Origin of the sequence: Geomonas propionica (assembly GCF_016458235.1) — a bacterium.
Taxonomy (GTDB): domain Bacteria; phylum Desulfobacterota; class Desulfuromonadia; order Geobacterales; family Geobacteraceae; genus Geomonas; species Geomonas propionica.
Genome location: NZ_JAEMHK010000001.1, coordinates 500721 through 515622, shown reverse-complemented (window position 1 = coordinate 515622; position 14902 = coordinate 500721). Strand labels below are relative to the sequence as shown.

Genomic DNA, 14902 nt, shown 5'->3' with positions numbered 1-14902 from the left:
GTTTCTTTTTATCCGCGACAGGAGCGGATCTAGCCTCGTTTTGAGACCTCGATCCGCTCCTGTCAAGGGTTTACGCGGCAGCGTTTGGGGCGGCGAAACAAAGGGCCGCTTCCGACGTTTCCTCAATAATAACGGTAGCTTACTGCGCGGACACCGCATCCCCGGCAGGGTCCGCCCCGTAAGTGGTCGGCTCGGTACCGGAGACGAAGCACTCCTGCACCGCTCCCGGGGTTCCTTCCTTGGCCAGGTGCCCGTTGCGGGGGTCAATGAGGGCGAAGGTGACGTTGCCCGGGGTCGGGAAGGATTTCACCGGCATCCCGGCCACAGCGCGCTGCATGAACTCGGTCCAGATCGGCGCCGCCGCCTGTCCCCCCGATCCCCCGGCACCGAGGCTGCGTTCTTGGTCATAGCCGACCCAGACCCCCGCCACCAGTTGCGGCACGTAGCCCACGAACCAGGCGTCCTTCATGTCGTTGGTGGTGCCGGTCTTGCCCGCCACCGGACGTCCCAGGGCGCGCGCCCTGCCGCCGGTGCCGCTGGTGACGACGCTTTCCATAAGGTTGGTCATGATGAACGCGGTCTCGGGGGGGATGACGGGGATCACGCCGCCGGTTGCCTCGGTGAGTACCGGCTGTCCCGGCTGCGGCACGGCGGGCGGGACTTTGGCGTCCTCCCCCTCCCCCTCCCCTTCCGCCGCCGTGTCGGCCGCCGCGGCGTTCGACATCTGGCCGAAGACCGGCACCTTGGGCTCCTGCACCTCTTCCAGCACGTTGCCGTCGCGGTCGAGGACCTTGGTGACGAAGTAGGGGGTGGTGCGATAGCCGCCGGAGGCGAACACGGCGTAGGCGCTGGTCAGCTCCATCGGGGTGACGCTGGACGAGCCGAGGGCCAGGGTGAGGTTACTGGCCAGGGGCGATGTGATCCCCAGCTTCTTGGCGTACTCGATGGCGCTCCCCACCCCGATCTGCTCGAGGATCTTGACGCTGACCACGTTGATGGAATTGGTGAGGGCCTCGCGCATGGTGACCGGGCCGCGGTAGACGTTGTCGTAGTTTTTGGGTTTCCATGCCTTGTCGCCGCCGCTTTCGTACTCCACCTGGGAGTCGTCGATGATGCTGGCCGTGGTCATGCCGTGCTCCAAGGCCGCCGCGTAGATGATCGGCTTGAAGGCGGAGCCGGGGTTCCGCTTGGCCTGCATGGCGCGGTTGAACTGGCTCTTCTTGTAGTCGTATCCCCCAACCATGGCGCGCACGCCACCGGTCATCGGGTCGAGGGCGATCAGGGCCGCCTGCGCCTCGGGTACCTGGTCCAGGGCGAAGACCGCGCCGGTGCGGTTTTTGTCCGGCTCCTTGACCTGCAGATCGAGTACCGCCCCCAGGCCGATCGCCTTCTTCGACTGCGGTTTGCCGTAGCTGTTGAGGAGTTCCACCTTGCCGGCCCAGTCCATGTTCTTTTTGGGGAGGGTGCCGGTGCGGTCGCCGACGCGAACGGTCAACTCGCGCTTCGCCGCGTCGACCCCGGTCACCACCCCCTGGTAGACCGCCCCCTGTTTCAAGGAGAGCTCGTCGATGTCATCCTCGACCTTCTTGCAGAAGGGCTCCACCTCGGCCTCGGCAAGGTACTTGGCGGCACCGCGGAAACCCTGGCGCTTGTCCACGGCCTTCAGACCGTTGACCACGGAGTCATAGGCGGCCTTTTGCATCTCGGCGTTCATGGTGGTGTAGATCTTCAGGCCGTCCTTGTAGAGGCGCTCCTCGCCGTACTTCTCCACCAGTTGCTGCCGGACCTGCTCCAGGAAGTAGGCCGACTGCTCCGCGTTCACCTTCTTCAGGGGCTGGATCACGATCGGGGTGGCCTTGGCGTAATCCGCCTCGGCCTGGGTGATGTACCCTTCCTTGACCATCCGCTCCAGGACGTACCCCTGGCGCTCCTTGGCCCGCTCCAGGTGCTTGATCGGGGAGTAGCTGTTGGGGGCCTTGGGAAGTCCCGCCAACATCGCCATCTCGGCCAGGTTCAGCTTGTCGACTTCCTTGCCGAAGTAGGTCTCCGCCGCGAGTTGCACGCCGTAGGCGCCGGCCCCGAGATAGATCTGGTTCAGATAGATATAAAGGATCTCGTCCTTGGTGAGCCGCTCCTCCATCCGCTTGGCGAGGATCGCCTCCTTGAGCTTCCTGGAGAACTTCTTTTCCGGGGTGAGCAGCATCGACTTGGCCACCTGCTGCGTGATGGTGGAGGCACCTTCCTTCTTGCGCATGGAGATCAGGTTCTTGACGGCGGCGCGGGCGATACCCACGTAGTCGATCCCCTTGTGCTGGTAGAAGTTGGAATCCTCGGCGGACACGAAGGCCTGGATCAGCCGCTTGGGCATCTTGTCCACCGGTACCACGGTGCGCCGCTCCAGGTAGAACTCGCCCACCAGGTTGCCGTCCTGGCCGAATACCTGCGAGAGTATGGGGGGGCGGTAGTCGGCCAGACGGTCGACCTTGGGGAGCGCCCCCAGGAGGTAGAAAAAGTACCCCAGAAAGGCCAGCAGCATGATGGTCGAGCCGCCGGCGGCGCCCCAAAGCAGGTACTTCATGGTGGGTGCTTTTTTCAACCTGCGCTGCGGCTGTCGCGGCTGCGCCTTGTAAATTTCCATGTCGAGAGGGTCTCCAATCGGGTTGATGCGTGCGCGGGATCATGGCCTGGCGTACCCGGTAGGCCGATGGTCTGGGAGGCGGGAAGCTCCTTGGGCCCCCTGCGGCAAGGGCAGAGCTGGTCGGGAACCTGCGGGTGCATCGTGGTTTTGCCGCGCCCGGGAGGCGGGCGCCAAGACTGCAGGGTATCCCAGATTGCACCTGTAATTCAAGGTTATTGTGCTCCTCCTCCCCCGGCGCGCGCTCGCCACGGGGACGCCGAGCGTCCCCCTCGGCGCGGCTCGAGCGCCCGGTGCCACTGGCCGCTCGCGCTCTTTATCCCTTTATAATGTATACACATTCTCCTCCTGAGCCAAAAAATGCTATGATGCTGTCGCAGTACCCAGACCCGGACCCCGGAGCACGATCCAGGACATGACCAGCTACCTCCCCAAACTCGCCAAGAATCTCGCGCGCGGAGCCTTCATGGAGCTCTACCTGACCCCGAAACCGGGGCTCGTGGATCTGTGCGACTGCGGCGCCCATCCCGAACTCTCGGTGCCCCGCATGGAGGAGTCGCTGAAGATCGTCTCCCTGTACCTCATGGACCTGTGCGACGCGGTCCTCTCCGGCGAGGACCTGGCAGCACGGGTGCGCCTGGGGGTCGCGGCGGAACGCGCGGTGCAGCGGGCGGTGGGGAGCAGCTGCCACAAGGGGTACATCTTCCTGGGGGGACTGGTCCTTTGCGCCAGCGCCTGCGCTCCCGGCCGGGACGAAGCCAGCCTGCGCGCCTCGATCGTCGCCTTAGCCGAGCTCTTCTTCGAGCACGGCGACCCCGGGTCCTCGCAGCGGGTGCGCAACCGCTTCCAGGGAGGTGGAATCCGCGAGGAGGCCCTGGCGGGACTGCCCAGCCTTTTCGACGAGGCCCTTCCCGTCTACCGGCGTGAACTCGCCGACGGCGGCAACCGCGGCAGCGCCGTATTCGCTATGATGGGAAGACTCATGCAGACGGTGGAGGACAGCACCACCTTGCGCAGCGGCGGCCGCAGCGGCCTCAAAACGGTACGCGAGGATGGACGGCTCCTGGAACGGATGGTGGCGCAACGCGACGATTTCATTGCCTTTCTGTCCCAGCGCAACGCGCATTACGTTAGCCGCAGCCTCACCATGGGCGGCGTCGCCGGCCTGCTCGCACTCGCCCTCGCCTGGCTCAGCCACACCGGCGAACTCGAGGCGGCCTAGCCCCCGTCATCCTTTTTGCCATTTCCTCAGCAATACCGGTTTACTTAGCCCCAGCCCCATGTTAGAATCCTCCCGCTTGACCCGCTCCACCTCACCCACCACAGGCAGACAAGGGTACCGGCATGTCCTTTGAAGGCGATTTAGACCACCTTCCCTTAGTGGATGTCATCCAGTTGCTGCACCAGACCGGCAAGACCGGCACCCTTACGCTGAGAGGCGCCAAAGGGGAGAGCCAGCTCGTCTTCCGTGACGGTTTCATCGTCAGCGCCAATCACGTCAACAACTCGATCCGCATCGGCCAGGTCATGCTGGACATGGGTCTTCTAAGCCGCGAGGCCCTGGAAAAGGCCCTGATCCAACAGCGCGACGCCGGCGACGACCGCAAGCCGATCATCCAGATGCTGATCGAGGACGGCACCGTCCCCACCCAGTCGGCCTACCAGGGGCTGGAAGCGCTCATCGAGATGACCATCGTCGAGGTGCTCACCTGGTCCCGGGGGACCTTCTGCCTCGAGGTGGACAAGGTCGTCGTTTCCGACGAGTACCGCTATTTTCCCGAGCAGATCAACATGAACACGCAGAGCATCCTCATGGACGCCCTGCGTATCTACGACGAGCGCAAGCGCGACGGCACCCTGACGCCGGAGTCGATCTTCGGCAACATCGCCGCACCGGAGGCGCAGCGCAGCAGCTCAGCGGAGCTCTCCGCAGCCGAGCTCTCCGCTGCCGACCTGGGACTCGAGGAGCTGGAGGGGCTGGAGCGGCACATCCCGACCTTTTTTGCAGCGCTCCAGGAGGAGGTGCCCGACACCCCCGCGAGCCGGCTGCAGGGCGAACTGGCCGGCATCCCCGCCCGCGAGCAGCAGGAGCTGTTCCACTACCTGGAGCAGTTGCCGAGCCGCGCCGCGGCATCGGGGAGCGACCTCGGCGTAGTCCTTTTGACCACCGAAAGACTCATGCGCGAGTGCTGCGCCACGGTCTGCGGCCCGCGCTTCATCTGCGCCACCGACGACCCGGACCAGCTCGACCCCATCATCGACCAGGCCCTTTCCCGGGAGAAGTCCCCGCTGCTGCTTCTGGACGCGGGAGAACCCTCCGCCAGGAACGGGCGCGACCTGGCCGCTTTGGTCAAGCAAAAGCGGGAACGCTTCCCGGAGCTCACCATCGCGCTCCTCGCCACCCCGGTAGACTATCCGCTCTGCGCCGCTGCCCAGGAAAGCGGCGTCTCTGCATTGCTGCCGCGCCCCAGCCGCGAACAACGCCCGGGCACCTTCATCTCCGACACCATCGACAGTTGCCGGACGTTGGCCGCCTACCTGGACCATGACCACGGCAAGCCCGCACAGGACCAGTCCGCAAAGGTCCGCAACCAGCTTCTCGCCCTCTCCGAACAGCGCGACCCCCCCGAGGTGACTTTCGCGCTCCTGCAGGCGGCCTGCGCCGTCTTCCGCCGAGGCGTGACCCTGGTCGTAGTACGTTCGGAATTGATCGCCGAGCGGGCCATCGGCGTGGATGCAGCCGGCGCGGTCACCTCGGTCAAGCTGCGCCTGAGCGCGCCGGCCGACTCGCTGTACCAGCGCGCCCTCAACGGCGAGATCTGCTACACCGAGGCGGACCAGACGCTGCGCGACACCATGTACGCCGCCATCGGGGCTCCCTTGACCGGCAAGGCGCTGCTCCTCCCCATCAAGAGTTTCGGGCGTGTCATCGCCATCATCTATGCCGACTTCGGGCCGGGCAGCGGGACCGATCCTCAACTGCCGCTATTGGAGATCCTGTCCCAGCACGCCGGCCTCGTGATCGACAACATCCTGTACCGCAAGCGCTGCGCCCAAAAGTAGCCCCACCTGCCATTCATTTCAATTTGCCTTAGCAAGAGAGGGACGCCATGGATGCCAAGATATTCGTCCAGATTCTGGAAATCGCCTTCAGCAAGAAGGTTTCCGACGTGCATTTCGAGGTGGACAATCCTCCCTTCTTCCGCGGCAAAGGGCAGATCATCCGCTCCAAGCTTCCCAGCCTCACCGCCGAGGACACCGAGTTCATCGCCGCCCAGATCATGACCCACCACGGCCGGCGCTGGGAACCGGACCAGAAGGAGTACGACACCTCCTTCTCCCTCCCCAGCGGCGCCCGCTTCCGCGTCAGCATCTTCCGCCAGCGCGGCCATTTCGGCATCATCATGAGGGTGATCCCGGCCCACATCGGCACCTTTGACGAACTGCGCCTGCCGCCGGTCCTGGGCGAGATCGTGAAGGCTCCCAACGGGTTGATCCTGGTCACCGGCCCGACCGGCAACGGCAAGTCGACCACGCTCGCCTCGATGCTGCGCCACATCAACGAGACTTTCAGCTACAACTGCATCACCATCGAGGACCCCATCGAGTTCCTGTTCCATTCGGAGAAGAGCTGCATCATCCAGCGCGAGGTCGGCATCGACACCGACAGCTTCAGTTCGGCGCTGAAGGCGGCGCTGCGCATGGACCCGGACCTGATCATGGTGGGCGAGATGCGCGACACCGACACCATCGAGTCCTGCCTGATGGCCGCCGAGACCGGGCACCTGGTCATGTCGACCCTGCACACCCAGGGCGCGGTATCAACCATCAACAGGATCCTCGGCCACTTCCCTCCCGATGCGCAGGAGATCGTCAGGCAGAGGCTGGCCGACATCCTGGTGGCCACCGTCTCCATCCGCCTGGTGATGAACAAGACGGGCGAAAACATCATCCCGGTGCTGGAGATCATGCGCGCCACCACGACCATCCAGAGTTGCATCCGCGAGGGGCGCCTGGACGAGATCGAGGCACACATGGAGAACGGCCGCAGCCAATACCAGATGCAGACCCTCGACCAGCACCTGATCCAGTTGCACGAGCAGGAGCAGATCACCATGGAGGAGGCCAAGCGCCTGTCCCACTCGATGGACCTGGAGCGCAAGCTCATGTTCACCAACTAGTCCGCCCCGCACCCCGAACCGGAAAGGGATCACGGCCCCCGTGGTCCCTTTTTTGCTCACCCCCTCGCCTTCACTGTGTACTTCACAAGATTAAATAGTGTACAAAATGTAGTTCACTCGCCCGCCACTGCTTACATTATCAGCACCGCCCAACTTTCATCGCCATCCGCATTTGCCAACAAAACCGGCACCATTGCCGATATTGCACATTTTATATACACCGGTGCCTAAAAATGGTTCACGACATGCATACATCTGCACCATATTTCAGCACGCCGCACTCTCACCCCCGGCGTGACTGATGAAAGAGTGGCCAAGGCCACTCCTACAATGCGCAAAGGAGGATGTATGTCGCCGCAAATTGACGAAAAAGTAGAGCCGATTTTTCAGGAAGTGCTGAAGAGAAACCCGGGCGAGGTCGAGTTCCACCAGGCAGTCCGCGAGGTGCTGGAATCGCTGGGACCGGTGCTGGTGAAGCACCCGGAATTCACGGAGCGCAAGATCATCGAGAGGATCTGCGAGCCGGAGCGCCAGATCATCTTCCGGGTGCCCTGGCAGGACGATGCCGGCAACGTACACATCAACCGCGGCTTCCGCGTCGAATTCAACAGCTCGCTCGGCCCCTACAAGGGCGGCCTGCGCTTCCACCCCTCGGTCTACTTGGGCATCATCAAGTTCCTCGGTTTCGAACAGATCTTCAAAAACTCCCTCACCGGCCTCCCCATCGGCGGCGGCAAAGGTGGTTCCGACTTCGACCCCAAGGGTAAATCCGACAACGAGATCATGCGCTTCTGCCAAAGTTTCATCACCGAGCTGTACCGCCACCTGGGCGAGCACACCGACGTGCCGGCCGGCGACATCGGGGTCGGCGGACGCGAAATTGGCTACATGTTCGGCCAGTACAAACGGATCACCAACCGGTACGAGCCGGGTGTGCTGACCGGCAAAGGGCTCGACTGGGGCGGCTCCCTGGTGCGCACCGAGGCGACCGGCTACGGCGCCACCTTCTTCGTCGACGCCATGCTCAAGGTGCGCAAGGATTCCTTCGACGGCAAGACCTGCTCCGTCTCCGGCTCCGGCAACGTGGCAATCTACACCATCGAGAAGATCCATCAACTGGGCGGCAAGTGCGTCACCTGCTCCGACTCCAACGGCGTCATCTTCCATGAGAAAGGCATCGACCTCGACCTGGTCAAGCAGCTGAAGGAAGTCGAGCGCCGCCGCATCGAGGACTACGCCAAGTACCATAAGGACGCCAAGTACATCGCCAACGGCAACATCTGGGACATCCCCTGCCAAGTGGCCATGCCCTCGGCGACCCAGAACGAGATCAACGGCAAGGACGCCGCCACCCTGGTCAAAAACGGCTGCGTCGCCGTGGGCGAAGGGGCCAACATGCCTACCACGCCGGAAGGGGTCAAGGTGTTCCTCGAGGCGGGCATCGCCTACGGCCCGGGCAAGGCCGCCAATGCCGGCGGTGTCGCCACATCCGCCCTTGAGATGCAGCAGAACGCCTGCCGCGACGCCTGGACCTTCGAGTACACTGAGCAGCGCCTGGCGCAGATCATGAAGAACATCCATGACACCTGCTACGAGACCGCCGCCGAGTACGGCACTCCGGGCAACTACGTAAACGGCGCCAACATCGCCGGCTTCATCAAAGTCGCCAAGGCGATGGTGGCCCACGGCCTGATCTAAACCAACTCGCCGCAGAAGCTGCAAAAAGGAAGAAGGCTCGACCGCATGGTCGAGCCTTCTTTTTTATTTGTGTGTGTGGAGGGAGGACAGGGGGGATTTGCCCTGTTTCCAAGCTTACTTACGAGAATGCCGCCAGCATCTCCTCCACTTCCCGGCGCAGCTCGCCGATCTCGTCGCGCAAGGCGCCGACCTCCTGTTCCAGCTGCTCCAGCCTCTGATTTCCCACACGGGGCCTCGCCACCGGGGCGGCGCCCGGTTGCTCCGGCTCCTCCTCGGGAAACTCCGGCATCCCCGCGAAAACCTGGGCGTAGCGCGACTCCTTGCGCCCCGGCTGCCGCGGCAGCCGCACCACCAGGGGAGGACCGTGCTGCTGCAGCTCGAGCAGAATCTCCTCCACCGCCGCCAGGTCGCCCACCTCCGCCATACGCTCGCTGCGGCCGCGCAGCTCCGCCGCCGTCTGCGGGCCCCGCAACATCAACTCGGCCAGAACCGCCCGGACCGGGGCGGCCAACCCCAGTTTGTCCCCCATGGAGTGCACGTACTTGTTCACGCGCCCCCCAGTCGTCGTGAGCCGCGCCAGCCCGCGCGCGCCCAGTGCCTCGAGCCCGCGCTGGAGGTCCAATTCGGAAAGACTCAGTACCGGATCCCGGTTCGACTTTTGGTTACAGGCGGCAGCGAGCGCGTTCAGGGTGAGCGGATAATACTCCGGAGTGGTCAGTTCCTTCTCCATCAGGCACCCCAGGACCCTGATCTCCAGCTCGGTCAGATTCATTCTCATCGGCTGCTCCTTTGCGTCAAAATGGCGGCCAGCGCGACCGCAGTCGCAGGCGCTCCGAACGACAGCGGTACTTTAGCAGATGACATGCCGATTCGGAAAATGTATTATGTACCGGAATTGCACTCCGGCCGGCAGCCTATCAGCCCGCCGGCATCCGCCCGCGCCAACCTCACCTCGGCGGCGGATGACCCCACACCCCCTGATGAGGAACCCGTGATGGGTAAAATCAGACTGCTTTACGCGGCCGCCGCCCTGATGCTCCTGGCGGCAACCGATGCTTCCGCGTTCTGCTTTGAAGAAGCCGGGATGGAATACGGCATCAACCCGCAGATCCTGCGGGCCATCGCCAAGGTTGAATCCAACTTCAATCCCTCCGCAATCAACTACAACAGCAACGGCACCTATGATTACGGGCTGATGCAGATCAACTCGAGCTGGGCTCCCACCATCGGCAAGCAGCGCTGGAGTTCCCTGGGCGACGCCTGCAACAGCGTGAAGACCGGCGCCTGGATCCTTTCCATGTGCATGGAAAAGTACGGCTACACCTGGAAGGCAATCGGCTGCTACAACAGCCAGACCCCGGACAAGCGCGACCGTTATTCGAAAAAGGTCTTCGATCAGTTGCAGCGGGTGAAACCGCTGCGGCAGGAAGCGGCGTACAGGCCGTTCAACGACAACCTTGAGGCTTTGGTGCGTCAGAAGGTCGAGGGCTGGGTGGACGAGGCGGAGAAAGGCAAGGCGGACGAGTTCAAGGCGAAGGTGAAGGGAACCGTGCCCACGCCCAAGGAAGTGCTGCAGCAAAAAGCCGCCCCTGCCGAAACCACCGCCAAGACCGCACTCCCACCGGCTGCTTCCCCGCAGAGCAACGCCCTATCCCAGGATAATATCGGTTACTACACCGAGGATGGGGAGCACTCGGCTATCCCCATCCCCTAGAGGTTCTACTTGGCGCCACACCCCGCAGGCATCAGCCACTTGTGCCCCAGGGGAGGCGCCGTGTCCGTGATCAGGACCCGTTTCCCCGCTGCGTCGTCCTGCTGGACCAGGAACCCGGTCGCGTGCGTCCCCTCCGGCAAGGCATGCGGCCCGAACGCCGGCGCGATCCCTACCAACGCGAACAACTTCTCCGTTACCGCCTTGAAGTCTTCCTTCCCGGTCAGCATCAGCACCCGATAACCCGCCGTCTCCAGGATCCTGATCAGGGTGTAGTTGTACGGGTCGTTCTCGCCGATGCTTACGATGTAGCGCTTCCCCTTGTACTCGAAGTAGCGGTCCACCCTGATACTGAACGGAGTGGCGGCGCCTGCGGCCGACTGGATGATCTTGTTGCGACTCCAGGTCGCCGAGATGGCGTTGAGCACCGAGTCCACCACGCTGCCGGCGTCATGGCGGCTGACCGAGCAGACCCAGGTAGGGGCTTGCGGGGTGGCAGGCGCGGCCGCCGGAGTCGCAGCCTTGGACGGTGTAGCAGGCGGCGACACCGGTTTGGGGACCGGAGCAGGCGCCGTCGCCGGTGCCGGTTCGGCCTTGGTGGCAGGAGCGGGTTGCGGAGCCGGGGCTGGCGCGGGTTTCGGCACCGGAGCAGGTTGCGGCACTGCCGGGACCGGTTCCTTCTGGATGGGTACCGGGACCGGGACAGTTTTAGGCGCAGGGGCCGGCGCCAGAACGGGTGCAGCGGGCTCCGGTGCCCTCGGTGCCTCGGGGGCGGGTTCGGGTGCCCGGGGAGCCTCGGCGGTGGGCTCCGGTGCCTTGGGGGCTTGGAGCGGTGCCGATTTGGCCTCCCGGCCCTCCCTGGGCGCCTCTCCCCCTTTCGCCTTCGCGGCCGGTCCTTCCGGATGGGTCCGCCCCTTTTCCTTCTTGGCCGTCTTCGCTTCGCCCCCATGCAGGGCCGCGGCCGGTATCAGCAGGGTGCGCCCCACCTCCAGGGACTTGATGTTCTTGATGCCGTTCAGCTCGATGATCTGCGGCACCAGGCGTTCGGCCGCCTCGTTCGACATGCCGAAGTGCCCTACCAGGATCTTGAAGATGTGGTCCCCCGGCTTGATTGTGTAACGGACGTGCTCGCCAGCGGGGGCCGCATGTTCCTTCTTGGTCTCCTGCGGAGCCTTCGCCTCCGGCTCTTTCTTCTTGGGGGCCTGTTTATGCTGCTTGGGAGCAGGCTTCTGGACGGATTTGGGCGCCGCCGGCTTTTGCCGGTCCAGCTCCTTGATGTCGATCTGGAACTCCGGTGGAGCAGCGAGGAGCCGGGCAGGGATCAACAGGAGCGCCAGGAGCAGTGTCGCCTTGTTGGCAGGGATCATCGGGTCGCCTTTTTCAGGGGTAGTAGACCACCAGGGCCTTCACCTTTTTGTTGGTCTTGTTGCGGTAGATGGTAAGTGCAGCCGGGCCCGGCGTAGCGCATTGCTCGACGAGGTACTCGCCCTTGCCTGTAGTCGATTCGACGCGATAGCTGTCCGCGCCGCCGAACTGGCGCAGCACCCTCTGCAACAGGTCATCGGAAATGATGCCGCCAGGTACGGGAATGACCTGGATGGCCCGGAAGACGTTGTTCTCCTTGAACAGCTTGTACTCGGCCCGGATGCCGAGATATCTGACCCAACCGGGGTGCTTATTGCCATACTCGAGGTCCAATTTGGTCCCTTCCAGCATCGCGGGGAGGGTCTCCAGGCCACGCTTGCGGGGGGGCTGGACCTGAGCCTTGACTTCGGGCTTCGCGCCAGGAGCCGGCTGCGGCTGCAGCGCCGGAGTCGTTGCAGCAGCGGAGGCCTTCGCCGCGGGGGCGGCGGCGGACGGCACACCCTTTTGGGGGGCGGGGGCGGCACCCGAGGCCGGTTGCGTTGCGGCCGGTGCGGGCGCCTTCGGGATCGCCGGCGCTGACGGTGCGGACGCGCTCGGCTTGGCCGGGGCAGGCACCGGTTTCGCCGCCGGTTTGGCGGTGAGCAAAGCCGCCTGATCGGGCGCGGAGTTCCTGCCTGCCAAGTACGACACCAGCGGGATTGAAATCAAGACCAGGACCGGCACGATGAACAGAAACGGTCTACGCGATTTCTTCTGCTCGGCACGACGCAGGGCTTCGGCCACCGTCTCGCCGGCGTAGTAGCCGCCCCCCGTTTTGGCCGCCCCGTCAAGTACGGGGGGAGCGGATAACGTCTCCGCGACAACCTCCTTCTTCGAGCCCACCTTGGTGACCTCGACTCTGTCTTCCACCTCCGAGATCGCCTCTTCCATAGGCAGGCTCCGCGCCTCCGCCTGCTGCATTACATATTCAAATGCGGAGGCGGCGCTCTTGCCGCTCGCCTTGACGGGAGGATACTCATCCTCCCTAGCCGGTTCCAGCGCCGGCGGCTGAGACGCGACGGATGGGGCCGGGGCCGCTGCCGGCTGCTCAAGCTGTGCCGGTAGCTCACGTCTTATCGGTTCCTCAAGCGGTGCCGGTTCTGAACGTTCCGAAGCGGCGACTGGCGGCGGGGCATCTTCGGGCGCCGCGGCGGTTGCGGGAGCGGCTTTTCGCACCTTGGCTGTAACGGGCCTGGCAGACTGCGGCTCTTCGGAAATCGGTGCGGCAGGGAGCGGCTCCCCTGCCAGCAGCGCAGCCACTGACTGTTCCAGCAGCTCGTCGTCCATGGTGAGATCGAGCGAGATCCTGCCGTGCCGTTTGGCCTGGGCAGCGTCCTCGCTGTCGCCGGCCAGGAGCACCAGACGCCCTTGGGCGGGGAGCATCTTGTCCAGGTGGCGCAGCAGGATATCTCCAGAAAACCCGGAAATGCGGCTTTGTACGAAAGTGATATCGGGGGAAAATGCGGAGAGTTCGAATTCGCCAAGGGCGAGAGTTGACGCTGTCTGCAGGTGCAGAAATCCCTGCTCTGACATGCTGTGGAAGATTCGTTGCACCCGCTGGGTGTCTGCGATGAGAAGGACGCGCGTCATGGGTTCCCTTGATTTTTAGCGTCACATTTTAGGTTAGGCAAGAGGAATAATCAATATTATTCGGCCCATGTGAATTCATTAGAGATAAAACATTGTATGCATTTTGTTGCGTTGCGGTCTTTAATTATGTTAGATTATTGCCGGACCGGCATTGGCGGGCCCATTCCAAGGAGTTGGTAATGCAAGGCTTGTTGAGAAAATTGTTATTTGTGGTCACGGCCCTCGCGCTCAGCGGATGTGCCACAACATATGTCCCCATCAGTTGGGGTCAGGGCGACGCAGTTAAGAAACTCTCCAAAGATGATTTGTTCCTTTCCGCGCTTTTCAACCGCTACGACCCGGACCGGAGCACTTTGCGCGTTTCCGGGACCTCCTTTGAGGAGGTGATGATGCCCAACGAGGTGAAGCTACACCTGGGCGCGTACCGACCGGATACCAAGCTCATTTATCGTAACCTCTATCAGCAATACACCGATGCGCAACTGCGCAAGGTAATGCTGCATGAGTTAGCTCACCACGTCTGGTTCAACGGCATGTCTACCCAGCAGCGTGACGAGTGGCGCCTGTATCTGACCCGCAACCCTACTCCGTTGCAGGCGATGGTCCGCAGCAACTACAAACAGGGAACTGACTACGACAGTGAAGACTTCGCTTTCGCCGTCGAATATGCCCGCCCCAGTGATCTGGAACAACTGGCAACGCTCAAGATCCTCACCGTAGAGGAACTCAACAAGATCATGAAGGACAAGTCCCCTGAGGGCGTCGAACCGCCCAAGGGGCCGCCGCTGGTGCACACGGCCGAAGCTCTCCGTCCCACCGACACCGACATCGACGTGGATGCCCCCCAGGTGACCCCGCCGAAGAGCGCGCAGGAGCAAAAGGACCGGGGCCCGCAGCATGAAATTTATTGACCGCCTGGACAGGAAGATAGGGCGCTACGCGATTCCCAACCTGACCATCTACCTCATCGCGGGACAGTCCTTCTTCTACCTGATGTACATGACGGGGAAGCTGGACCGGATGGCGACCTACTTCTCCGCCAGCCTGTTCCTGTCCGGGGAGTGGTGGCGCATCTTCACCATCCCGTTCGACCCGCCGCAGTCGAGTCTCATCTTCACGCTGATCGCCTGGTACTTCTTCTACATGCTCGGCTCGACACTCGAGGAGCACTGGGGCGCTTTCCGCTACAACGCCTACCTGCTGCTGGGGTGCCTGATCACCTTCGCCGCCTCTTTCCTGGTTCCGGACTACCCGGTCAGCAACGCCTTTCTGGCCGGGTCGGTGTTTCTCGCCTTCGCCACCCTGTTCCCGGAATTCCAGATCCTGCTCTTCTTCGTAATCCCGGTGCGCATCAAGTGGCTGGCCCTCTTGACCTGGCTGGGCTACGCCTACCAGATCGTCGTCGGCGGCTGGCCCTCCCGGATCATGGTGCTCGCCGCCATCGCCAACTACCTGATCTTCTTCGCCAACGACATCTATCTCAACCTGCGCCACGGCAAGAGACAGATCACCAAGAAGGTCGGCGGGCTGCAGTTCCGGGAGAAGGAACTGGTGCATAAGTGCACCACCTGCGGCATCACCGAGAAGACCCATCCCGACATGGACTTCCGCTACTGCCCGAAATGCAACGGCCAGTACGGCTACTGCAGGGATCACATCTTCAGCCACGAGCACAAAAAATGA

11 protein-coding genes are annotated in these 14902 nt (G+C 63.2%); 7 read left to right on the top strand and 4 right to left on the bottom strand.

The window, feature by feature from the left end; all coding sequences use genetic code 11:
• Positions 1-139 precede the first annotated feature (139 nt).
• On the bottom strand, positions 140-2638 hold the full coding sequence (locus tag JFN90_RS02360) for a penicillin-binding protein 1A (protein ID WP_199393489.1): 2499 nt from the start codon (positions 2636-2638) through the stop codon (positions 140-142).
• 412 nt (positions 2639-3050) lie between these two features.
• Between JFN90_RS02360 and JFN90_RS02355 the strand changes: the two genes are divergently transcribed.
• From JFN90_RS02355 to gdhA, 4 genes are all read left to right on the top strand, one after another.
• On the top strand, positions 3051-3857 hold the full coding sequence (locus JFN90_RS02355) for a triphosphoribosyl-dephospho-CoA synthase (RefSeq protein WP_199393488.1): 807 nt from the start codon (positions 3051-3053) through the stop codon (positions 3855-3857).
• Between the two features lie 122 nt (positions 3858-3979).
• Positions 3980-5698, top strand: coding sequence for a DUF4388 domain-containing protein (locus JFN90_RS02350; RefSeq protein WP_199393487.1), 1719 nt, complete (start codon positions 3980-3982; stop codon positions 5696-5698).
• A gap of 47 nt (positions 5699-5745) precedes the next feature.
• A complete protein-coding gene (locus tag JFN90_RS02345; RefSeq protein WP_199393486.1) occupies positions 5746-6816 on the top strand; it encodes a type IV pilus twitching motility protein PilT in 1071 nt (356 codons plus the stop codon).
• 348 nt (positions 6817-7164) lie between these two features.
• Complete coding sequence (gene gdhA / locus JFN90_RS02340; protein WP_199393485.1) at positions 7165-8514, top strand: NADP-specific glutamate dehydrogenase; 1350 nt, start codon at positions 7165-7167, stop codon at positions 8512-8514.
• 118 nt (positions 8515-8632) lie between these two features.
• Here the strand turns inward: gdhA and JFN90_RS02335 are convergent, their stop codons facing one another.
• Positions 8633-9292: a YceH family protein gene (locus JFN90_RS02335; RefSeq protein WP_199393484.1), complete on the bottom strand. Its 660-nt coding sequence runs from the start codon at positions 9290-9292 to the stop codon at positions 8633-8635.
• 216 nt (positions 9293-9508) lie between these two features.
• On the opposite strand from JFN90_RS02335, the gene JFN90_RS02330 reads away from it, so the two are divergent.
• Positions 9509-10228 carry a lytic transglycosylase domain-containing protein gene (locus tag JFN90_RS02330; RefSeq protein WP_215906652.1) on the top strand — a complete coding sequence of 240 codons (720 nt, stop codon included), beginning with the start codon at positions 9509-9511 and terminating at the stop codon, positions 10226-10228.
• 5 nt (positions 10229-10233) lie between these two features.
• Here the strand turns inward: JFN90_RS02330 and JFN90_RS02325 are convergent, their stop codons facing one another.
• Entirely contained in the window at positions 10234-11592 is a 1359-nt protein-coding gene (locus JFN90_RS02325) for a LysM peptidoglycan-binding domain-containing protein (RefSeq protein WP_199393483.1), read from the bottom strand.
• Between the two features lie 13 nt (positions 11593-11605).
• Positions 11606-13219, bottom strand: a complete 1614-nt coding sequence (locus tag JFN90_RS02320; protein ID WP_199393482.1) for a hypothetical protein — start codon at positions 13217-13219, stop codon at positions 11606-11608.
• Positions 13220-13398: 179 nt separating this feature from the next.
• Here JFN90_RS02320 and JFN90_RS02315 point away from each other — a divergent pair, with 179 nt between their 5' ends.
• Entirely contained in the window at positions 13399-14130 is a 732-nt protein-coding gene (locus JFN90_RS02315; protein WP_199393481.1) for a SprT family zinc-dependent metalloprotease, read from the top strand.
• Complete coding sequence (locus JFN90_RS02310; protein ID WP_199393480.1) at positions 14117-14902, top strand: rhomboid family intramembrane serine protease; 786 nt, start codon at positions 14117-14119, stop codon at positions 14900-14902. The genes JFN90_RS02315 and JFN90_RS02310 overlap by 14 nt, the downstream gene beginning before the upstream one ends.